The following is a 21,534-nucleotide window of genomic DNA, read 5'->3' on the forward strand; positions in this document are numbered from 1 at the left end:
CCGGTCTTTCGCGGTCGCTCACCGCCCTGCTGTTCGACCGCGGGAATTCCGCATTTGAACACCGCGGTTCGGCGGCACCATCGAACGTGCCCGGGCATTTGCGTTTCGCACCGTGAACATATTGATTCGTTGCTCAAAAACCGGGCGCGTTCCAGAGGCAGCGGAACCTGGACCCCACGAAAGGGAAAGACGTGCCGTTCGAGAAGGTCGCGCTCATCACGGGCGCCAACAAGGGCATCGGGTTCGCCATCGCGCGGCAGCTCGGTGAGCAGAGGATCACCGTTCTCGTCGGCGCCCGGGACGAGGTGCTCGGCAAGCAGGCCGCCGGCACGCTGGCGGACGAGGGCATCACGGCCGTGCCGATCCGTCTCGACGTGACGGACCCGGCCTCCGTGGAGGAGGCGGCCCGCGAGATCGAGCGGCGGTTCGGGCGCCTGGACATCCTGGTGAACAACGCCGGCATCGCGGGCGGCTTCACCGGGACGCCCGGCGAGGCGACCGCCGACGACCTGCGGGAGGTCTTCGAGACCAATGTGTTCGGGGTGGTCACCGTGACCCACACGATGCTGCCGCTGCTGCGCCGTTCCCCGGCCGGCCGCATCGTCAACCTGTCCAGTCACGTGGGCTCGCTGACCCTGTCCTCGGCTCCGAGCGGCCCTCTGGCGGGCCTCAGCATGATCGCCTACCAGTCCTCGAAGACCGCCCTGAACGCGGTGACGCTCGCGTACGCGAAGGAGCTGCGGGAGACCCCGATCAAGGTCAACGCGGCGCTCCCCGGAGTGGTGGCGACCGACATCAACGGCAACCGCGGATACCGGTCCCCCGCCGAGGGCGCGGGGATCGCCGTCCGGCTCGCCACGCTGGACGAGGCCGGCCCGTCGGGCCGGTGCCTGTCCGACGAGGGCCCCGTCCCCTGGTAGCGCGCGACGTCGCCCTCCCACGAGGGACCCCGGCCGTTCGCGGCCATCACACCTGACAGCCGGGCCGGGCGAGGCTCGGCGGGCACACGACATGGAGGCAGACAGTGGCGGTTGCAGAGACGATTCTGGTGACAGGCGGCACCGGCCGGCAGGGTGGGGCGGTCGCCCGCGACCTGCTGCGGCGCGGTTTCTCCGTACGCGCCCTGGTCCGCGACCCGCAGAAGGCGCAGGCGCGGGCGCTGGAGGAGGCGGGAGCGGTCCTCGTCCGCGGCGACATGGACGACGAGGCATCGCTGGCGGCGGCCACGGAGGGCGCCTACGGCGTCTTCAGCGTGCAGACCTTCCGGGGACCCGGCGGCGTCGAGGCCGAGATCCGCCAGGGCAAGGCGGTGGCCGACGCCGCGGTGCGGGCCGGGGTGAAGCACTTCGTCTACAGCTCGGTCGGCGGTGCGGACCGGGACACCCGCGTCCCGCACTTCGAGAGCAAGCTGGTGGGCGAGCAGTACCTGGCGACGCTCGACCTGCCGGCCACGGTGCTGCGGCCGGCGATGTTCCACGACATCCTCCTCGACATAGCCCCGCGCGCCAGGCAGGACGAGCTCGTCCTGGCCATGTGGCTCGACCCCGCGACCTCGGTGCAGGTCATCGCGCCGAGCGACATCGGCGCCTTCGCCGCGGACGCCTTCGAGAACCCGCGGGAATGGATCGGCCGGACGGTCGACATCGCGGGCGACGAGCTGACCGGGCCGCAGATGGCCGCGGCGTTCGAGGCCGTCTCCGGCATCCCGACCCGCTTCCAGCAGCTGCCCATCGAGCCGCTGCGCGCGGGCCGCCCCGACCTGGCCAACATGTTCGACTGGTTCGAGCGCGACGGTTTCCAGGCCGACCTGACCGAACTGCGGAAGAAGCGGCCGAACCTGGTCTCCGTGGAGGCGTGGCTGAAGGACAACTGGACCGCCCCGGAACGCGGCTGACGCCGGGCCGGCCGTGCGGGCTCAGGCGAAGACCGGGTTCCGGGTCCGGGTGCGCTTGAGCTCGAAGAACCCGTCGGTCCCGGCCACCGCGAGCACGCCGTCCCAGAGCCTCACCGCGGCCTCCCCCCGCGGGACGGGCGTCACCACGGGGCCGAAGAAGGCCACGTCCCCCACGGCGATGACCGGGGTGCCCACATCGGTGCCGACGCGGGCGATGGCGTCCTGGTGCGAAGCACGCACCGCGCCGTCGAACGCGTCGGACCCGGCCGCACCGGCCAGGGCGGGGTCCAGGCCCGCGGCGGCCAGGGCCGCCCCGTACGTGGCCCGCTCCTTGGGCGCCTTCTCCAGGTGGAACCGGGTGCCGAGTTCGGTGTAGAGCCGGCGCAGCGCCCCGGGTCCGTACGTGTGCTCGGCGGCGGCGCAGACCCGTACCGGCTCCATGCGCAGGGCCAGGTCACGGTGCCAGCGCTCGTCCAGGTCCGCGCGGCCCTCGTTGAGCAGCGTCAGGCTCATGATGTGCCAGCGGATCTCCAGCGGCCGCCGCTCTGCGACCTCGAGGACCCACCGCGACGTCATCCACGCCCAGGGGCAGGTCGGGTCGAACCAGAAATCCACCGGGGTCGGGCTTTCGTGTGCCAACGTCGGACTCCTCAGGGCGATTATGAGCTCGCGGTCGGAACAGCCTGACAAGGGGGTTCTGATTCCCGGTCGAGTGTGAGTGGATGCGGGCTCCGTTCACACACGAGGGTTCCCCGGTTGAATTTACTCGTCAATGATGCCGGAGGCAGGGCCGGTTGCGGCGGGGAGAAGCGCCGAATTACCGTCCGAAATCCGAGAGAAGACACTCCGAGGGGAAAACGATGACCGCATCGGCCGAGGTCCGCGACCAGTCGGATTCCTACGCGCTGCTCGAATTGATCCAGGGTGCCGTCATCACCCAGGCGATCTCCGTCGCCGCCCGCCTCGGCATCGCCGACGTGCTCGCCGACGCACCGCTGTCCGCCGAGGACATCGCCCTGCGGGTCGAGGCCGACCCGCAGGCGACCCACCGGCTACTGCGCGCGCTGTCCGGCCACGGGGTCTTCGCCGTCCGTCCGGACGGACGGTACGAGAACACCGCGCTGTCCGCCAAGCTCCGCGAGGACGCCCAGGACTCGATGCGGAAGTTCGCCCAGCTGATGAGCCACCCCCTGCTGCACGAGGAGTGGGGCCACCTCCTCACCACCGTGCAGACCGGCGAGGCCAACCTGCCCAAGCTGCGCGGTATGAGCACGCTGGACTTCTTCCACGCGAACCACGCCTACGCCGCCGAGTTCTTCCAGGCGTTCGGCAAGGTCTCGGAGTCGGAGACCGACCCGGTCCTGGCCGCCTACGACTTCTCCCGGTTCCACACCGTCGTGGACGTCATCGGCGGCCGCGGCTACCTCCTGGCGGGGGTCCTCCAGCAGGCACCGGACGCCAAGGGCGTGCTGTACGACTTCGAGATCGCGACCGTGGACTCGGCCTCGCTCTTCGAGGAGGCCGGCGTCGCGGACCGCTGCACCGTCGAGCACGGCGGCTACCTCGGCGAGCTGCCCAAGGGCGGTGACGCGTACCTCTTCAAGCGCATCATCCACAACTTCTCCGAGGAGGACGCCCTGACCGCCCTGCGCAACGCGCGCGAGGCGATCAGCCCCGACGGCAAGCTGCTCTGCATCGAGTACGTGCTCCCCGAGAACAACGAGCGCCACATCGGCCACACCATCGACCTCTGGCTGATGCTGATGATCGGCTCCCAGGACCGCACCCTCGCGCAGTACACCGAGTTGTTCGCCAAGGCGGGCTTCAAGATCACCACGGTGGTCCCCACCGTGTCACCGATCTCGGTCATCGAGGCGATCCCGGTGTGACGGCCCTGTCCGGCGTGACCCCTCACCCTCCAGCGCACCGCTACCACACAGGAGAACTCCGATGGCTCAACGGATGGGCAACCCCTCCCTGGTCGTTCCCGGCGCCCTGCAGCCCCTGCTCGACCTGTCCGAGGTCATCGGCAAGGTCGGGGTGCCGCAGTCGACCCTCGACCTCGTCCGGCTGCGCGTCGCCTCGCTCAACGGCCGCGTCTACACCTTTCCGGCCGAGCCCGCGGACAAGCGCCTGTCCCTGGTGGACACCTGGCGGACCGAGCCCTCCTTCACCGGCGCCGAGTGCGCCGCCCTGGAGCTGGCCGAAGCCGTCACCCTGCAGACCGGCGTCGAGAGCGCGCCGTCGGACGAGGTCTGGGCGAACTCCGCCGAGCACTACGACGACGTACAGCTCGGAGCCCTGGTCATGCACATCAGCCTGGTCAACTTCTGGAACCGGGTGAACGTCGCCACCCACCAGGACGACGCGGTCTGGCGCTGAGGAAGAGGAGACATCACCGTGTTGCAGCTCATCAACGCCGGCCTGGGCCGGACCGGCACGACATCGCTCCAGGTGGCCCTGGAGCGACTCGGCCTCGGGCCCTGCTTCCACATGTTCGAGATCGTCGACGACGAAGAGCGCCTCGCCCGGTGGGAGCGGATCATCTGCGACGGCGAGCGCCCCGACTGGGCCGCGCTCTACGACGGCTTCACCTCCGCGGTGGACGGCCCCTCCACCGTCTACTACCAGCAGATCAGCGAGGCGCTCCCCGGGACCAAGGTGGTCCTCACCGTGCGCGACGCCGAGGGCTGGTACAAGAGCACCTACGACACGCTGTACCAGTTCGCGCTGCGGACCATGGAGCACCCGCCCGAGCCGGGTTCCCGGCAGGCCCGGCTGTTCCGCGTCGTCAACGCCCTGGTCTGGGAAGGCCTGTTCGACGGCCGGTTCTCGGACAAGGACCACGCCATCGAGGTCTACCACCGGCACACCGAGGACGTCGTACGCACCCTCGGCGCGGACAACGTCCTGGTGTACGACGTGCGGCAGGGGTGGGACCCGCTGTGCGCGTTCCTCGGGGTCGAGGTCCCCGACGAGGAGTTCCCGCGCGCCAACAGCTCCGAGGAGATGCGCCGGCGCATAGCCCAGGCAGCCGGCGCCGGCCCGGTCGCCGCCGGCTGAGCCGACCGGTCCCGCGGGCCCGCGCCGGTCACCGGCGCGGGCCCGCCGCGTCACCGCACCATGTGCGTGTGGCCGCCCGCGTGCACTTGAGCGGCCGGCGACACCACGAGGGGCCGCATCAGGTGCCGCTCGTGCTCCAGCACGTGGCAGTGGTGGACGCCCTGCCGACGACGGGTAACCGGACCGCCACGGTGACCAGTCCGCCCTGCGCAGCGTCCTGACGGCGCCCTCGGCGTCCCGGACCTGGACGATCCCGGTGGGACGGGAACGTGGTCCCCGCCGGGTCCACCTCCCCGTCTCCCACGGCTCGGGAACGTTCGTCGAGCCGGGAGCGACCACGAGCGGGCCGGGGGAACGGCCCGAGGCCGAGCCGAAGTCGACGGCCTTGACGGGGGTGTTTCCCGTCAGCCGGTTCTCCCGGACGATCCGCACCGGACGCCCGCTGACCGTCCTGACCGTCGGGCCCGGGTAGACACCCTCGTACCTCCACATCCTCACCGGCGGCATCTCCGACGAGTGCACGGTGACGCCGGCGGTGCGCATACGGACGGTCAGCTCGTCGTGGTCGCCGCGGTCGCGGGGACGCATCACCGGCGGGACGCGCAGCGGGAGATCCCTGAACTCCGTCAGCTTCGGCTCGGGCGCCGTCGGCTCGGGCCCGCTCGCCGGACCCGAGGTCGGCTCCAGGACGTGTCGTCAGACAGGCCCCGGCCCCCGGTGGACGGCACCGCCCCTTCGGCGGGGCCGTCCGGGAGACGGCTGTCAGACCGCGATGGGCTCGCTGTCCCGGTTGATGAGCGTCGCGTACTGGCCACCGCGCAGGAGCAGTTCGTCGTGGGTGCCGCGCTCCGAGATCCGGCCCCGGTCCAGCACGACGATCTCGTCGGCGTTGCGTACGGTCGACAGCCGGTGGGCGACCGTGATGGTGGTACGGCCCACGCTGGCCGCGTCGATGGCCTTCTGGACGGCCTGCTCGGTATGGGTGTCCAGGGCGCTGGTGGCCTCGTCGAGCACCAGGATCGGCGGGTCGCGCAGGATGGTGCGGGCGATCGCCAGCCGCTGCTTCTCACCGCCGGAGAACCGGTACCCGCGCTCGCCGACCACGGTGTCGTAGCCGTCGGGCAGCAGTGTCAGATATTCGTGGATGTGGGCGATCCGCGCCGCCGCGTACAGCTCCTCGTCGGTCGCGTCGGGCTTGGCGAACCGCAGGTTGTCCGCGACCGTGGCGTGGAACAGGTACGTCTCCTGGGAGACGACGCCGACCGCGGCCGTGAGCGTGGCGAAGGACAGGTCGCGTACGTCGACCCCGTCGATCGTGACGGAGCCGGACGTGACGTCGTACAGCCGCGGGATGAGGTAGCTGAGCGTGGTCTTCCCCGAGCCGGTCTCCCCGACGATGGCCAGGCTGCGGCCCGCGGGGACGGTCACGTCGACGCCGGCCAGCGTGGGCCGCTCCGTCCCCGCGTAGGAGAAGCCGACCCCCCGCATGCGCACCTCGCCCCGCAACGCGGCCGGCTCGCGGGGCCGCTCGGGCTCGCTGATGTCGACGGGCAGGTCGAGGTACTCGAAGATGCGGCCGAACAGTTCGAGGGAGCCCTGGATCTCGATCCCGACGGTCAGCAGCCGCTGCGCCGGGCGGAACAGGCTCTGCTGGAGGGACGTGAACGCGACCAGGGAGCCGATGGAGATGGCCATGTGGCCGTTGTTCGAGGTCAGCCCCGAGACCCAGTAGATCATCGCCGGCATGGAGGCGATGACGATCCAGATCGTGGACTGGTACCACAGGCCCGCGGTGGTGACGCGTACCTCGACGTCGGTGAGCTTGCGCGACTGCCGCGCGAAGCCGTCGGTCAGGGAGCGCGAACGGCCCATGGTGTGGCTGAGCAGGATTCCGCTGATCGACAGCGACTCCTGCATGGTCGAGGACAGCTCGGCGAGCTGCCTCTGCCGGTCCCGGGTGATGTCGCGCCGCTGGTTCCCGACGCGCCGGCTCACCAGGGCGAACACCGGAAGCATGAGCATGGACGCGAGCGTCAGCCGCCAGTCGAGCATGAACATGGCGGTGGTCGCGGCGATGACGACCGTCACGTCGGACAGCAGCGCCGTGGCGGTCGTCGTGATGGTGGCCTGCATCCCGCCGATGTCGTTGGTGATGCGCGACTGCACCTCGCCGGTACGGGTGCGGGCGAAGAAGGCCAGCGACATCCGCTGGAGGTGGGCGTACACCGCCGTGCGCAGGTCGTGCATCACGAGCTGGCCCACCGTGGCCGACATATGCGTCTGCCAGACGTTGAACGAGCTGGTGGTGACCGACACCAGGATCATGCCGAGAGAGAGCAGGGACAGCAGCCCCAGTCTGTCCTGCGGCAGCGCCGTGTCCATGATCTCGCGGATCAGGAACGGGTTGACGAGGGCGACCAGGGCGGAGCCCGCGACCAGCAACACGACGGACAGCAACTGCCTCCGGTACGGGCGGAACAGCCTGAGGATGCGTCGCAACTGGCCGTCTTTCATCAGCGCCTGGGGGCGCGTGGTACTCGAGCTGGCGCGGCTCACCCTGGCCTCCTTCTCATCGTCGGTCGATTTCGTTCGGCGGAACGCGGGACGGCCCCGCACGGGGACGCGCCCCGGCGCGGTCGCCGGATGATCCAGGTCGTGCCTACTTCAGCTGTCGCACCAGTGCCGTCCACTGGGCGAGCTCCGCGTCGGACAGCGGTGCCGGGTACGGCCGGCCGGCGGACGGGGCCGCGGATTCCTCCGTCCTCCACCCGTACGGGGGACACACGCCGTTCATCGCGAACCCCGACCAGAACAGGCCTTCCGTCAACGTCCTCCACACGACCCGCACCACGTACCCGGGCCTCGCACCCATCTCGATCTCCATTCGTAGGGGGAATCGTCCCGCTGTCCGCTGGGGACGGGCGCCTCAGCGCGCAGCCAGCAATCCGCGGCTGCGCAGCACCCGGCGCTCCAGCGGGCTGAAGAACAGCAGGTCGATGGCGACGCCGACGACGAAGATGAGGATGATGCCGAGCAGCACGCCCGGCATGTCGGAGAACTCCCGCTGGTTCTCCAGGTAGCGGCCCAGACCCGTTCCCAGATCCGGGGAGGAGGCGATGAGTTCGGCGGCCATCAGCGACCGCCAGGAGAACGCCCAGCCCTGCTTCAGACCGGCCAGGTACCCGGGCAGGGCGGCGGGCAGCAGCACGTGCCGCACCCCGCGCGCCCCGTGGGCGCCGAGCGTACGGCCGGCCCGCAGGAACAGCGGCGGCACCTGGTCGACGCCGGCGATCAGGCCGTTGGCGATCGAGGGCGTCGCACCCAGCAGGATCACCGCGTACATGGCCGAGTTGTTGATGCCGAGCCAGATGACGGCGGCCGGTACCCAGGCGACCGAGGGCAGCGACTGCAGGCCCGACAGCACCGGCCCGATGGCGGCCCGGACCGGTCCGATCCGGGCGACGAGCAGGCCGAGGGGCGTACCGATCGCGACGGCCACCACGAAGCCCGAGACGCCGCGCCACAGGCTCGTCCAGATGATGGAGAACAGGGTGCCCTCGCCCCACAGCAGGGTGAGCGCGTGCCAGACGTCGGCCGGACTCGGCAGCTTCGTGGGACTGGCCAGGCGCAGGCTGTGGGCGAGCTGCCAGAGACCGATGACCAGGACGAGGCCGAGCACCGGCGGGAGCACCCGCGTCCTCAGCACCTGGCGGAACCGGGCGCGCTGCGGGCGGTCGGCCTCCAGCGCGTCCAGACCGGCCGCCAGCGTACCGAGGCCGGCCCCCGGACCGTCGGGGAAGGGAGTGCGGCCGCTCGCCGCGGGTCGGATGTCAGTGCTGGACATGGCGGCGTATCTCCCCACGAAGGTGCTCGGTGATCTCGACGGACAGCGCCGCGACCTCGGCGGACTCGCCCCGCAGCGCATGCGGCAGGTCGACGCGCCACTCGCGGGCGATCCGGCCGGGCCGGGACGACAGCAGGACGACGCGCTGGGCGAGGCGCACGGCCTCCCTGACGTTGTGGGTGACGAACAGCACGGTGAGCTTGCGCTCGGTCCAGATCCGGGTGATCTCCTCGTGCAGGACGTCCCGGGTGATGGCGTCGAGTGCGGCGAACGGCTCGTCCATCAGCAGTACGGTGCTGCCCTGGGCGAGCGCGCGCGCCAGCGCCACGCGCTGTCGCATGCCGCCGGAGAGCTCGTGCACCCGCTTGCGGTACGCGCCGCCGAGGCGGACCAGCTCCAGCAGCCGCTCGGCCTCCGGCCTGCGGTCCTCGCGTGCCACGCCCGCCAGGCGCAGCGCCAGTTCGATGTTGCGGCCCGCGCTCAGCCACGGGAACAGCGCGTGGTCCTGGAACATCAGCGACGGCCTGGTGCCGGGCACCTCGATGGTTCCGGCGCTGGGTTCGTCGAGCCCCGCCACCAGGTTCAGCAGCGTGGACTTGCCGCAGCCGGAGGCCCCTACCAGGGTGACGAACTCGCCCGGGGCCACGTCCAGATCGATGTCGTCGAGGACGACGGAGCCCGCACCGGGGCGGCCGAAGGCCTTGGAGACGTGCGAGAGCCGGACCGCCGGGCAGTCGTCCGTGGTCCGGGCGACGGGGGCGCGCTGCGGGACGCTCAGTGCCGTGGTCATTGCGGGTTCCTCCTGCGGGAGTGGACGAGGGCGCTGCGCCGGGCTACGAGGTGCCGGGGGGTCACTTCGCGCCGAGCCCGGCGTCCGCCGCGGCGGGCCGGCCCGCCGCCGTGAGGACCTTGTCGAGCAGGGTCAGGTCGACGATCCCGGAGAGATCGGGCTTGTCGAGCAGGCCCGCGGCGACCGCGTGGTCGGCCCCGGTCCGCAGGGAGCCCGCCAGCGGGTCGTCGGTGAAGTCGATCCCCGCCCACGCGGGATCGAGGACGGCGGGCGGCAGCGCCTTGCCCGTGTCTGCCTTGATCCGCAGGTTGGCGGCGGCCTTCGCCTGCGCGGGGTCGGCCTCGATGAAGGCGTTGGCCGCCAGCGAGCCGCGCAGCACCGCCTCGACCACGTCGGGGTGTGCGGACAGGAACTTCTGCGAGGCGATGATGCTGGTGGTCGCGAATTTGCCGTCCGGCCACAGCGACTTCTCGTCCAGCAGGACCTTCCCGCCGAGCGCGACCAGCTCGGACGCGGTCGGCTCGGGCACCCAGGCACCGTCGATGGAACCGGAGCGGTACGCCTGCGGCACCACCTTGTTCTTCGTACGGAGCACCCTCACGTCGCCCGCACCGGACACCGGGTCCACCCGGTAGCCCCGGCCCGCCAGGTAGTTGAGCAGGGCGATGTCCTGGGTGCCGCCCAGCTGCGGGGTGGCGAGCCTCTTGCCCCGGAGGTCGTCCGGCGACGAGATCTTCTCCGGATCGACCACCAGCTTGACCCCGCCGGAGGCCGCGCCGCCGACGATCCGCAGGGACGTGCCGCGCGAGGTGACGTAGCCGTTGACCGCCGGGTTCGGGCCGATGAAGCCGATGTCGACCGAGCCGGCGTTGAGCGCCTCGATCTCGGCCGGCCCGGCGTTGAAGTACTGGGCCTTGATCCGGGTCGACCCCAGCTCCTTCTGGAACAGGCCGTTCTGCAGGCCCACCAGCGCGGTCCCGTGCGTGATGTTCGGGAAGTAGCCGATCCGCACGGTGTCGGCGGACAGCTTCGGACCCGTGGCCTCGACAGCCGGCCCCGCCGGGGCCGGCTGGGCGCTGGCGCCGTAGCCGCAGCCCGACAGCAGCCCGGCGGCTGCGGCCGCCGCCACGGCCGCGACGGCCAGGCGCCCGGTCCTCTGACAGAGCATCAGGTCCATCCCTCCTCGTCGGTCGTCGCGGTCGCGCGCCGTACGGACACGAAGGGCTCGCCCGCCATGCCCGCGGCGAGGGTGGTGCCGTCGGCCGGGTCGATCAGCAGGAACGAGCCCGTCCTGCGGTTGTCGGCGTACGGGTCGAGCGCGAGCGGCTCGGCCGTGCGCAGCACGATGTGGCCGATGTCGTTGACCTGCAGTCCCCCGGCGCCGGATCGCCGTTCGAGCGTGCTGGTGTCGATCCGGTACGCGATGTCCTTGACCACGGCGCGCACGGTGCGGGTGGTGTGCTTGAGCAGGACCTTGGCGCCGACGTGCAGGGGGCGCTCGTTGAGGTGGCAGATGCTGGCCGCGATGTCCTTGGTGGGTGCCCCCGCCGTGCCCCCGGCCGCGATCATGTCGCCGCGCGAGACGTCGATGTCGTCGGTGAGCCGGACGGTGACGGACTGGGGAGCCCAGGCGACGTCCGTCCGCCTGCCGAGCGCGTCGATGGCCGCGACGGCGGTGGTGCGCCCGGAGGACAGGACGGTGACGGGGTCCCCGACCCGCAGCACGCCGGAGGCGATCTGGCCGGCGTAGCCCCGGTAGTCGGGGTGCTCGGCCGTCCGCGGGCGGATCACGTACTGGACCGGGAAGCGGGCGGGCTCCGCCCTCGGGTCGCCGCCGACCGGGACGGTCTCCAGATGCTCCAGCAGCGTCCGGCCGCCGTACCAGTCCATGGCGGCGGAGTGCTCGACGACGTTGTCGCCGGCCAGCGCGGAGAGCGGGATCGCCACGACGTTCTCGACCCCCAGCGTGGCGGCGTACGCGGTGAACTCCTCGGCGATCTTCGCGAAGACGCCCTCCTCGTAGCCGACGAGGTCCATCTTGTTGACGGCCAGCACCACGTGCGGCACCCGCAGCAGAGCCGCGACCGCGGTATGCCGGCGGGTCTGCTCGACCATGCCGTTGCGGGCGTCGACGAGGACGACCGCGAGGTCGGCGGTGGAGGCGCCGGTGACCATGTTGCGGGTGTACTGCACGTGCCCCGGGGTGTCCGCGAGGATGAACCGGCGGCGGGCGGTGGCGAAGTAGCGGTAGGCGACATCGATGGTGATGCCCTGCTCGCGCTCGGCCCGCAGGCCGTCGGTGAGCAGCGCCAGGTCGGGGGCGTCCTGTCCGCGGCCGGCCGATACCCGTGCGACGGCCTCCAGCTGGTCGGTGAGGACCGACTTGGAGTCGTGCAGCAGGCGGCCGACCAGGGTGGACTTGCCGTCGTCGACGGAGCCCGCGGTCGCGAAGCGCAGCAGCGTGGTGGCGCTGAGCTGCTCGGTGGTGGTGGTCATCGTCAGAAGTACCCCTCGCGCTTGCGGTCTTCCATGGCGGCCTCGGACAGCTTGTCGTCGGCCCGGGTCGCGCCCCGCTCGGTGAGGCGGGAGACGGCGATCTCGGCGATCACCGCGTCGAGCGTGGTGGCGTCGGAGTCGACCGCGCCGGTGCAGGACATGTCGCCCACGGTGCGGTAGCGGACGAGGCGCCTCTCGACGCTCTCGCCGTCCTTCGGGCCGCCCCACTCGCCGGCGGTCAGCCACATGCCGCCCCGCAGGAAGACGTCCCGTTCGTGGGCGAAGTAGATCTCCGGCAGTTCGATCTCCTCGCGGGCGATGTACTGCCAGACGTCCAGCTCGGTCCAGTTGGAGAGCGGGAACACGCGTACGTGCTCGCCGGGCGCGTGGCGGCCGTTGTAGAGCTGCCACAGCTCGGGGCGCTGGCGGCGGGGGTCCCACTGGGAGAACTCGTTGCGCAGGGAGAAGACGCGCTCCTTGGCGCGGGCCTTCTCCTCGTCGCGGCGGCCGCCGCCGAAGACGGCGTCGAACGCGTGCTGCTGGATCGCCTCGGTCAGCGGGACGGTCTGCAGCGGATTGCGCGTGCCGTCGGGGCGCTCCTTGAGCTTGCCGGCGTCGATGTACTCCTGGACCGAGGCCACGTGCAGGCGCAGCCCGTGCCGGGCCACCGTGCGGTCCCGGTAGTCGATGGCCTCTCGGAAGTTGTGCCCGGTGTCGACGTGCAGCAGGGAGAACGGCACCGGCGCCGGCGCGAACGCCTTGAGCGCCAGGTGCAGCATGACGATCGAGTCCTTGCCGCCGGAGAACAGGATCACCGGCTTCTCGAACTCGCCCGCCACCTCGCGGAAGATGTGGACCGCCTCGGACTCCAGCGAGTCCAGGTGCGTCAGCGCGAAGGGGTTCCCCGACGCCTCGATCAGGCGATGGGTCGCGGTCGTCATACCAGTCCCCTCTCGGTCAGGAAGGTGTGTAGCTCGGCTGCGGAATCGGCCACCGAGCGGTTCTGCGTCCGGATGCGCAGATCCGGTCTCTCCGGTGCCTCGTACGGGTCGTCGACGCCCGTGAGACCGGAGATCTCGCCGGCCGCCTGCCTGGCGTACAGGCCCTTCACGTCGCGCTGGGAACAGAGCGTGACCGGGGTGGCCACGTGGATCTCCAGGAACGGTGTGCCACGGGCGGCGTGCCGGGCACGGACGGCGGCGCGGGAGTCGGCGTACGGGGCGATGACCGGGACCAGCGTCTTGACGCCGTGGGAGGCCAGCAGCGCGGCCACGAAGCCGATCCGCTGCACGTTGGTGTCCCGGTCCTCGCGGGTGAAACCCAGTCCCGAGGAGAGGAACTCGCGGATCTCGTCGCCGTCGAGCACCTCCACCCGGTGTCCCCCGGCGCGCAGGTGCTCGGCGAGGGCGCGGGCGAGCGTCGACTTGCCCGCGCTGGGCAGCCCGGTCAGCCACACGGTGGCGCCGCGCGCGGCGGCCGGGACCGCCTCGGCGGTGTCCCCGGCGGCCAGGGTGAGAGCCGTGGTCACGGTGGTGTACTCCTGGGAGGTAGGGGGCGTGCTTTCAGGGCCGGGCCGGGCACGCCCGTTCGCTCTGCGGAGCGTCGGCGCGGGCAGGGGCGGCGCGGGCAGGGGCGGCGCGGGCAGGGGCGGCGCGGGCAGGGGCGGCGCGGCCATTCAGGCGGCTGCGAACTCGACCAGCGCCCGGCCGAGCACGTCCATGTCGATGCGGTGCCAGGAGCCGGGCAGCTCCAGACCCCGGCCGTTGGGCAGGGCCGCAGCGGTCGCCTGCGCCGCCGCCCGCAGCCAGGCGCTGGTGCGGTCGCTGTTGAGGACCAGCGTCTGCGTCGGCAGCTGGGCGAGCCGGCCGGCCGGAACGGTGAAGTCACCGCAGATGGCGATGTCGTACAGCAGCGTGTGCGCGTTCGCCTCGTTCATCGCCCAGATCGGGCCCCTGCGCCACTGTGCGACGTCGTCGGGGGTGAGCCCCAGGACGGGACCGAGGAAGTACTCGGCCGCCTCGCCGCGCCGGTCGCCCTCCGCGAGGAGGGCCCGGAGCGTCTCGGCGGAGTTCGACGGGGGCTTGGGGAACCCCTCGACCCGGAAGAACGGCTCGTGCAGCGCCAGCCTGCTGATCGGCGCGCCCGCGAACGCCGCCCGCAGCGCCAGGTTCGCGCCCGTGGACCCGGCGAACACGGCCGCGGAGCCGCCCGCCTCCTCGATCATCGCCTCGAGGTCCTCGATCTCCCGCTCGACGGCGTAGGAGGGAGCGTCACCGCTCTGGCCGCGCCCGCGGCGGTCGTAGGCGTAGACGGTGCAGTGGCGCGCCAGAGCGGGAACGAGATCGTCGAAGATCGTGTGATCGCGGAACGCTCCGTTGAGCAGCACGAGAGGTGGGCCCTCGCCCGCGGTGTCGTAGGCGATCGTCGTGCCGTCCCGCGAAACGACCTTGCGCATCACGCACTCCTCATGCCGACCGGAGGTGCTCTCACCTCGCTCTGTGTCTGCAGCTTCGAGTGCACCGGTGCACAACCAGTCGAGAACCGATAGCGGCCCGCTTGCCCCGCCTGCCGGCCCGGCGGCGGCCCGTGGCTGACCTGCGTTCTTCCCGGAGAACGCGGACAGCCGCTCCTCACGCCTCGCGGTGTCGACCTGCGAAGCGCTGAGGAACGGCTGGTGCGTACGGCGCCGGAGACCTGCCCCGGGGTCAGCCCCGCAGCGTGGCGATGGCCTTCTCGATGCGCCGCCGGCGCGTCTCGGGCATCTTCGCGCTCTCGACGGCACGCACGTGCTCGCGCTTGCGGCTGTACGTGAGGTGGTCGTACGCGGCCCGGGCGGCCGGATCGTCGTCCAGGGCCCGGGCGAAGTCCTCCGGCTCGACGACGACGCGCGGTTCGGTGTCGAGCTCCAGCTCGACCTCGACCTCCTCGCCGATCTCGACACCCGCGGCCCGCCGGTTGGCATGGCTGAGCCCGATCAGGTGACGGCCGCGCAGGAAGGCGACCCGGCTCCGCCAGGAATGCCCGTTGAGCGTGATCGTCACCGGCGGCCGCGAGCCCTCGCCGAGAGCTTCCACCACCTCGGGCGGGACCAGCAGACCCCGCATGGGCTCGGGCGGCTCGACGTGGGACAGAAACTTCATGATCCTTCTCCTGGTTCTCCGCCGGGCCGCCCGGCTCCGGGCATGGCTACTCGGCGTAGGGCTGGTCGGTTCCCTGGTCGCTGAAGCCGAGACTCCAGACGTAACCGTCCGGGTCGGCGAAGGTGCCGCCGTACCCGCCCCACGGCAGGGCGCCGGCGGGCTTGAGGATCGTGGCGCCGGCCTTCGCGGCCTCCGCCATGACCTCGTCGACCCGCGACTCGCTGCGGACGACATAGGTCATGACCAGACCGCTGAAGCCGCTGCCCTCCTGGTCCGTACCCACCTGCTGGGCGAGTCCTTCGCGGCTGTAGAAGCCGACGGGCGAGGCACCGTCCGACTCGAAGAACACCGAGACGCCGTAGTCGTTCTGGATCTTCCAGCCGAGCCCTTCGGCGTAGAACTGCTTGGCCCGTTCCATGTCCCGGACACCGAGAAGGATCGAGCTGACGTGTGCCTTCATGTCGTACTCCTTGAGCGGTAGAGATGTGCGTGCCCGGTAGGGACGGAGGTCAGGCCGGTGGGCGAGCCGTAGCCTCCCGCTCCCAGGTCCCGGGAACATCACCGTAGGGCCGTGCGGCGGCCGGGGCTTCTTGATTCCTGACCGGTCTCGCGGCCTTCCACGCCTTTCGCGGCTCAGCACCGGGAGAACACCCAGGTACCGCGCCCGGATGGACGCACGGCCTGCACGTGAGCCCCCTGACTCAGCGGAGCTCCTGGATGCGGACCAGGTTGCCCGCCGGGTCACGGAAGGCGCAGTCGCGGATGCCGTACGGCTGCTCGACCGGCTCCTGGACGACCTCGGTGTCACCGGCCTGCACCTTTTCGAACGTGGCGCCGACGTCCGGGGTGGCCAGGAGAATCCAGCCGTAGGTGCCCTTGGCCATCATCTCCGTGATCATCCGACGCTCGTCCTCGGTGACGCAGGGATCGCCGGCAGGCGGTGTGAGCAGGATCGAGGTGTCCGGCCGGCCGGCCGGACACACCGTGATCCAGCGAGCCTTGCCCACGCCGACATCGCTGAGGACCTCGAAACCGAGGACGTCGCGGTAGAAGGCGAGGGAGGCGTCCGGGTCGTCGTACGGCAGGGATGTCGTGCGAATGGTGATGTCCATGGCAGGCAGGCTAGTGGTACCCCCCGGACGGGGCTTCTCGATTCCTGACCCGATCCGGCCGCGAGCCGTGAGGGCCCGGCCAGCCCGTGAGGGCCCCGCGGTCCGTGAGGGCCCCGCGGTCCGTGAGGGCCCCGCGGTCCGTGAGGGCCCCCGCGATGCGCGAGGGCCCCGCGATCCCGCCGTCCCGTCCTCTCCCCGCGGCCGAGGACGGCCGCGGGGGAGCGCCTAGTTCCAGGCGGCGCCCGCGGGCTCCTGGAGAGTGGCGTTCAGCCGGTTGAAGAAGTTCGTCGTCGCGATCATGAGGAGGATCGCGGCGAGCTGCTCCTCCGTGAAGTGGTCGGCGGCCTCGTCCCAGACCGCGTCCGACACGGCCTGCCCGCTGTGGTCGGCCAGTCGGGTGGCGGCCTCGGTCAGTGCCAGCGCGGCGCGCTCGGCGTCCGAAAAGAACGGCGCCTCGCGCCAGGCGGCGACGGAGTGCAGGCGCTCGTCGGTCTCGCCGGCCTTCTTGGCGCCCGTGACTCCGGCGTGGACACAGGCGCTGCAGCCGTTGATCTGGCTCGCGCGAAGGTGCACCAGGTCCAGCGTGTGCTTTTCGACCCCGCCCTGGTAAATGGCCTTGTAGAGGTTCTGAATACCGTTCATCGCGTCCGGCAGAACCTTGGCGGGGTTCGTCATACGAGCCTTCATCGCAACTCCCTCAGCAGTGTTCTTCATTCTTCCGTTCGTCACCACACTGACGGATTCCACCCCACGGAGAGGACCGGAGAACGAGAAGAACTTTTCGAGAGGCGGCACGCCCACCGCGCTGAGCAGCGGCGATGCGGGAGCCTCGTGCGCGCCTGTGCCGCGGCTCAAGCGAGATTCATGCACGCCTGTACCACCACTCCAGGAAACCTCATGCGCTGCGGAGCGACCGCACAGCTGACGGACGACACCGGTCGAGTGAGAAAATCCAGCCGGAAAAGGACCGCTACCGGGCGAGGAAATCCGATTCCAACCCGACTCCAGGGGCGCTCCACCAGGACTCCACCCCGCTGGTGAACAACTTGTACGCGCAGTTCCGTTTCCGTACGAGCCCCCGCTCCACGGCTCCTGACACTCAGTGAGCGTCACATGACGACCCAGACCACGGCACCATCCCCCACAGAAACGGTTCCACCGCCCGTTCCTCCTCCCACCGTTGCGAATCGATACGCTGCATTCGTCGCCGGCCGGCGCTCCAAGTGGGTCGTGCTCGTACTGTGGCTCCTGCTCATGGGCGTCGGTGGCTCGCTGGCCGCCGGCCTGGCAGACGTACAGGACAACGACCCTGAGGCCTGGCTGCCGTCGAGCGCCCAGTCGACCAAGGCGGTACAGCTCGCGGAGCAGTACTTCGCCGACAAGGACACCAGCACGGCGGTCATCGTCTACGCCCGCGAGGGCGGTCTCACCCAGGCCGACCTGTCCCGCATCGACGGCGACCGCACCCGGCTCGCCGACAAGGTGGCCGTCGGCGAGGTTTCTCCCGCCGTGGTCTCCGACGACAAGGTCGCGGCCTTCGTGAGCGTTCCGCTGCGCACCTCGCCCAGCGACAACACCGTGCTCACCGACAAGGTGACGGAAGCCGGCAAGCTCACCTCCGACGGCGCCCCCGCCGGTCTCGACGTCAAGATCACCGGTGAGGCCGGAAGCATCGCCGACTTCGCCGACGTCTACTCCGGCATGGACGGCGCACTGCTGGGTGTCGCGCTCGGCGTGGTGGCGCTGCTGCTGCTCATCACCTACCGCAGCCCGGTGCTGTGGCTGATTCCGCTGATCACCGTGGGGCTGGCCAGCCAGGTGGCGAGCGGTGTGGTCTACCTCCTGGCCAAGCACGCGGGGCTGATGGTCAACGGCCAGAGTGCCTACGTGCTGATGGTCCTCTCGGTGGGCGTGGGCACCGACTACGCCCTGCTGCTCATCTCCCGTTACCGGGAGGAGCTGCACCGGCACGAGGACCGCCACACCGCGATGGCGCTGGCCGTGAACGGCTCGCTGCCGGCCCTGGCCGCCTCCGCCGCGACGGTGACGATCGCGTCGCTGTGCCTGGTGTTCGGCAGCATGAACAGCACCCAGGGTCTGGGACCGGTCGTCGCCATCGGCGTGGTCCTGGTGTTCTTCGCCATGACCTCGCTGCTGCCGGCGCTGCTGGTGATTCTGGGCCGCTGGGTGTTCTGGCCCGCGAAGCCGCGCGTCACCGCGGGGTACGACCCGAACTCGACCCAGGAGCACGGCACGTGGGCGAAGATCGCCGCGACCGTGGGACGGCGCCCGCGCGCGGTGTGGATCGGCACGGCACTGGTGCTGGGCGCCATGGCGCTGGGCATCACCGGCGTGCAGACCGGCCAGACACAGGCGGAGCAGTTCACCGGCAAGGTCGACTCGGTCACCGGCCAGCAGGTTCTGGCCGAGCACTTCCCCGCGGGCTCGTCCGCTCCCGCGGACGTGTACGTCCGCGACGCAGGGGCCGCATCCGCGACGGCCGCAGTCGCCAAGGTGCCCGGTGTGTCCTCCGTCAGCACCCAGGTGGCCAAGGGCGGCTGGACGCATCTGACAGCGGTGCTCCGCGACGCTCCGGACTCCGCGGCCGCCAAGGACACCGTCCGCGACATCAGGACGGCGCTGGACGGATCGACCGGTCCGGCAGCCGATGCGGTCGTCGGGGGCCAGAGCGCGGTGGCGCTCGACGTCTCCGAGGCGCAGGGTGACGAGGAGATGCTGCTGATCCCGCTGATCCTCGCGGTGGTGCTGGTGATGCTCCTCGTCCTGCTGCGGGCGGTCATCGCGTCCGCGGTGCTGCTCGGGTCCGTGGTGCTGTCGTTCGTAGCGGCCGTCGGCACGGCCTCGCTGCTGTTCCACGCACTCGACCACGGGAGGATCGACCGCGGGCTGGTGCTGTTCGGCTTCATCTTCCTGGTCGCGCTGGGCGTCGACTACACCATCTTCCTGATGACACGCGCGAAGGAAGAGGTGCGCATGCGCGGGCACCGCGAGGGAATCCTCACCGCGGTGACGGTGACCGGCGGTGTCATCACGTCGGCGGGCGTGGTGCTGGCTGCCACGTTCTGCGTCCTTGCGGCGATCCCTACGGTGAGCTCACTGCAACAGGGTCTGCTGGTAGCGGTCGGTATCCTCCTCGACACGTTCCTGGTACGCAGCCTGCTGGTTCCCGCCCTGGCCCTGGACCTGGGCCCCCGCTTCTGGCGACCGGGCCTGACGCCACAGCAGACAGCGCCGCACGATCCCGTGAAGAGCCGGACCGAAGCACCGTCCACCGTCTGATCCGCGGACGACCGGCACGTACGACGAGGCGCCCGGGCAGCGACACGCTGCCCGGGCGCCTACGGGCTGTCCCGCACTTCCTGGTGGATCAGCGCGCTCACCCCCGGCCTCCAGCGCCGCCTTCGGCGTACCCGGACCGGGCACGGCCTTACCATCTGGCAGGACCAGAGACTTCAGAGAGATACGGCCCAACAGAGCATCGACGAAGTCGTGACCAGGAGCCGCGCGGCCGCACGGCCGTGCGCCGGTCAGCCAGTGCCGCACCGCCGACTTGTCGTAGCCGGACCCGCAGGACCGTCGTGGCGCCTGGCATCGGCCGGCGGAACGTGGTCCGCTGGACCGGCCGGCCGGCCGCGACTGCGTCACTCGTCGTCGGATGCCGCTCGATGCGACGTTCCGGGTAAGGGTCTGTGCCGGAGTGTTCCGGGTAGCCGTCGGGGCGAGGGCCGATCCAGCCGTGGTTGACGACCGTGCGTTGCGAATTCCGCGTTGACCGAGGAGCAGCATGACCGACGAACACCGCCGGGTGCCGGACACCGTCGTCGTCGGAGCGGGCCTGGCCGGCCTGGCCCGCGCACTGGACCTGTGCCGTGCCGGTCAGCGGGTGGCGCTGCTGGAGGCGTCCGACGGCGTGGGCGGCCGGATGCGCACGGGCCGTCGGGACGGATTCCTGCCGGACCGTAGGTTCCAGGTGTGCAACACCCCTTACCCGCAGGTGAAGCGACGCCTGGACCTGAGCAGTTCGGCACTGCGGCCGTCCACCGCGGGAATCATCGCGTACACGCCGAAGGGGCCGATCCGTCTCGCCGACCCAACGAGGGAGCCGGGCGCGGCAGGGGCTCTGCTCCCGGGACGGGTCCTCTCCGCCCGCGATCCGGCCGCGCCGGCGGCACTCACCGCGCGGGACGCCGTTCTGCCCGCCTCCATGGTCAGACGGCGCCGGGACCTCTCGACCGCGGCGGCGCTCTCCCGGGCGGGTGTGTTGGACGCGGTGATCGCCGACGTCCTGCGGCCGTTCCTGTCGGGCGTGTTCCTGGCGGACCGGCTCGAGACCTCCGCCCGTTCCTTCCACCTGGTCTGGCGCAGCACGGCGCGAGGGCCACTGTGCCTGCCGGCATCAGGTATCGGCGCCGTACCGGCCCAGCTCGCCGGCACCCTGCCCGAGGGTGTCCTGCGTCTGGGTACGTCCGTCGAGGAGATCACCGACGCCGGAGTGCTGCTGAGGAACGGGAGCGAGGTGCCGGCCCGGGCCGTCGTGGTGGCGACGGCCCCGGCGACCGCTGCCCGCATGCTGCCGGACCTGACCGTGCCGGACGCACGCACCGTCACCACCTACCACCACGCCACCGAGAGCACACCCATGGCCGAGCCGCCCCTGATGGTGGACAGCACCGGCACGGCCCTGAACGCCTGCGTACTCAGCGAGGTCAGCACCGGCACGGCCCTGAACACCTGCGTACTCAGCGAGGTCGCTCACACCTACGCGCCCCCCCGCCACCGGTCTGATCTCCACTTCCATACTGGGAACGGACGCCCCGCGCCAGGCACAGGAGGTGCTCCGGCGCCTGGCCGAGCTGTACGGCACCGACACGAGCGGCTGGCAGCAGATCGCCGCCTACACGGTCGAGGGCGCCCTGCCGGCGATGCTTCCCCCTGGCCGCTGAGCCACCACACCCGCCTCGGCCCGGGCAGGTACGTGTGCGGGGACTCCCGGGCGACCGGCTCCGTGCGGGGGGCCCTCGCATCGGGCGCACGTGCCGCCCGGGAGGTGTCAGCCGACTCGGAGCGCCGCAGATGACTTGGGGCAGGGCCGCGAACGACCCCGTCCGTAGAGGGCCGATGGCGCGACGTGGTGGCGGTCGGATGACCTCGTCGGTTCGCACCCGGGTTCGTAT

The 21,534-nt window shown here is 71.1% G+C and carries 19 protein-coding genes and 1 pseudogene; 7 read left to right on the plus strand and 13 right to left on the minus strand.

Going from position 1 to position 21,534, the window contains the following annotated elements; genetic code table 11:
- The first annotated feature begins 191 nt into the window (after window positions 1–191).
- Both E6P78_RS11700 and E6P78_RS11705 read left to right on the plus strand, forming a co-directional pair.
- Window positions 192–920, plus strand: a complete 729-nt coding sequence (locus E6P78_RS11700) for an SDR family oxidoreductase (RefSeq protein ID WP_136203478.1) — start codon at window positions 192–194, stop codon at window positions 918–920.
- Window positions 921–1,024: 104 nt separating this feature from the next.
- Window positions 1,025–1,894 (plus strand): NmrA/HSCARG family protein, encoded by an 870-nt coding sequence (locus tag E6P78_RS11705; protein WP_168712599.1) that lies wholly within the window; start codon window positions 1,025–1,027, stop codon window positions 1,892–1,894.
- 21 nt (window positions 1,895–1,915) lie between these two features.
- Here E6P78_RS11705 and E6P78_RS11710 read toward each other — a convergent pair whose 3' ends face one another.
- On the minus strand, window positions 1,916–2,533 hold the full coding sequence (locus E6P78_RS11710) for a DsbA family protein (protein WP_136203479.1): 618 nt from the start codon (window positions 2,531–2,533) through the stop codon (window positions 1,916–1,918).
- A gap of 221 nt (window positions 2,534–2,754) precedes the next feature.
- On the opposite strand from E6P78_RS11710, the gene E6P78_RS11715 reads away from it, so the two are divergent.
- The 3 genes from E6P78_RS11715 (at window position 2,755) to E6P78_RS11725 (ending at window position 4,957) form a co-directional block, all read left to right on the plus strand.
- Entirely contained in the window at window positions 2,755–3,783 is a 1,029-nt protein-coding gene (locus tag E6P78_RS11715) for a methyltransferase (RefSeq protein ID WP_136203480.1), read from the plus strand.
- Between the two features lie 61 nt (window positions 3,784–3,844).
- Entirely contained in the window at window positions 3,845–4,276 is a 432-nt protein-coding gene (locus E6P78_RS11720) for a carboxymuconolactone decarboxylase family protein (RefSeq protein ID WP_136203481.1), read from the plus strand.
- Window positions 4,277–4,294: 18 nt separating this feature from the next.
- Entirely contained in the window at window positions 4,295–4,957 is a 663-nt protein-coding gene (locus E6P78_RS11725; protein ID WP_136203482.1) for a sulfotransferase family protein, read from the plus strand.
- A 762-nt stretch (window positions 4,958–5,719) separates the two neighbouring features.
- On the opposite strand, the gene E6P78_RS11730 is transcribed toward E6P78_RS11725, so the two are convergent.
- The 12 genes from E6P78_RS11730 to E6P78_RS11785 all read right to left on the minus strand — a co-directional run bounded on the left by E6P78_RS11730 (window position 5,720) and on the right by E6P78_RS11785 (window position 17,026).
- A complete protein-coding gene (locus E6P78_RS11730) occupies window positions 5,720–7,471 on the minus strand; it encodes an ABC transporter ATP-binding protein (RefSeq protein ID WP_136203552.1) in 1,752 nt (583 codons plus the stop codon).
- Window positions 7,472–7,883: 412 nt separating this feature from the next.
- Window positions 7,884–8,801, minus strand: coding sequence for an ABC transporter permease (locus tag E6P78_RS11735; protein WP_136203483.1), 918 nt, complete (start codon window positions 8,799–8,801; stop codon window positions 7,884–7,886).
- Window positions 8,788–9,591 (minus strand): ABC transporter ATP-binding protein, encoded by an 804-nt coding sequence (locus tag E6P78_RS11740; RefSeq protein WP_136203484.1) that lies wholly within the window; start codon window positions 9,589–9,591, stop codon window positions 8,788–8,790. Before E6P78_RS11740 ends, E6P78_RS11735 begins: the two co-directional genes overlap by 14 nt.
- Window positions 9,592–9,652: 61 nt before the next feature.
- Entirely contained in the window at window positions 9,653–10,759 is a 1,107-nt protein-coding gene (locus E6P78_RS11745; RefSeq protein WP_136203485.1) for an ABC transporter substrate-binding protein, read from the minus strand.
- Complete coding sequence (locus tag E6P78_RS11750) at window positions 10,759–12,087, minus strand: GTP-binding protein (RefSeq protein ID WP_136203486.1); 1,329 nt, start codon at window positions 12,085–12,087, stop codon at window positions 10,759–10,761. Before E6P78_RS11750 ends, E6P78_RS11745 begins: the two co-directional genes overlap by 1 nt.
- A gap of 2 nt (window positions 12,088–12,089) precedes the next feature.
- Window positions 12,090–13,028: a sulfate adenylyltransferase subunit CysD gene (cysD, locus tag E6P78_RS11755; RefSeq protein WP_136203487.1), complete on the minus strand. Its 939-nt coding sequence runs from the start codon at window positions 13,026–13,028 to the stop codon at window positions 12,090–12,092.
- Entirely contained in the window at window positions 13,025–13,597 is a 573-nt protein-coding gene (gene cysC / locus E6P78_RS11760) for an adenylyl-sulfate kinase (RefSeq protein ID WP_240799164.1), read from the minus strand. The genes cysD and cysC overlap by 4 nt, the downstream gene beginning before the upstream one ends.
- A gap of 165 nt (window positions 13,598–13,762) precedes the next feature.
- The gene (locus E6P78_RS11765) at window positions 13,763–14,542 is read right to left on the minus strand and encodes an alpha/beta hydrolase (RefSeq protein ID WP_136203489.1); all 780 of its coding nucleotides are present in this window, start codon (window positions 14,540–14,542) and stop codon (window positions 13,763–13,765) included.
- Between the two features lie 250 nt (window positions 14,543–14,792).
- Window positions 14,793–15,227, minus strand: a complete 435-nt coding sequence (locus E6P78_RS11770) for a YdeI/OmpD-associated family protein (protein ID WP_136203490.1) — start codon at window positions 15,225–15,227, stop codon at window positions 14,793–14,795.
- 46 nt (window positions 15,228–15,273) lie between these two features.
- A complete protein-coding gene (locus tag E6P78_RS11775) occupies window positions 15,274–15,687 on the minus strand; it encodes a VOC family protein (RefSeq protein ID WP_136203491.1) in 414 nt (137 codons plus the stop codon).
- A gap of 241 nt (window positions 15,688–15,928) precedes the next feature.
- Entirely contained in the window at window positions 15,929–16,339 is a 411-nt protein-coding gene (locus tag E6P78_RS11780) for a VOC family protein (protein ID WP_136203492.1), read from the minus strand.
- A gap of 225 nt (window positions 16,340–16,564) precedes the next feature.
- Window positions 16,565–17,026, minus strand: coding sequence for a carboxymuconolactone decarboxylase family protein (locus tag E6P78_RS11785; protein WP_136203493.1), 462 nt, complete (start codon window positions 17,024–17,026; stop codon window positions 16,565–16,567).
- Window positions 17,027–17,569: 543 nt separating this feature from the next.
- On the opposite strand from E6P78_RS11785, the gene E6P78_RS11790 reads away from it, so the two are divergent.
- Window positions 17,570–19,639 (plus strand): MMPL family transporter, encoded by a 2,070-nt coding sequence (locus E6P78_RS11790; RefSeq protein WP_240799148.1) that lies wholly within the window; start codon window positions 17,570–17,572, stop codon window positions 19,637–19,639.
- Between the two features lie 505 nt (window positions 19,640–20,144).
- Window positions 20,145–21,437 (plus strand): annotated as a pseudogene (locus E6P78_RS11795) (NAD(P)/FAD-dependent oxidoreductase).
- Window positions 21,438–21,534 lie beyond the last annotated feature (97 nt).

Origin of the sequence: Streptomyces sp. A0958 (genome assembly GCF_004795035.1) — a bacterium.
GTDB lineage: Bacteria > Actinomycetota > Actinomycetes > Streptomycetales > Streptomycetaceae > Streptomyces.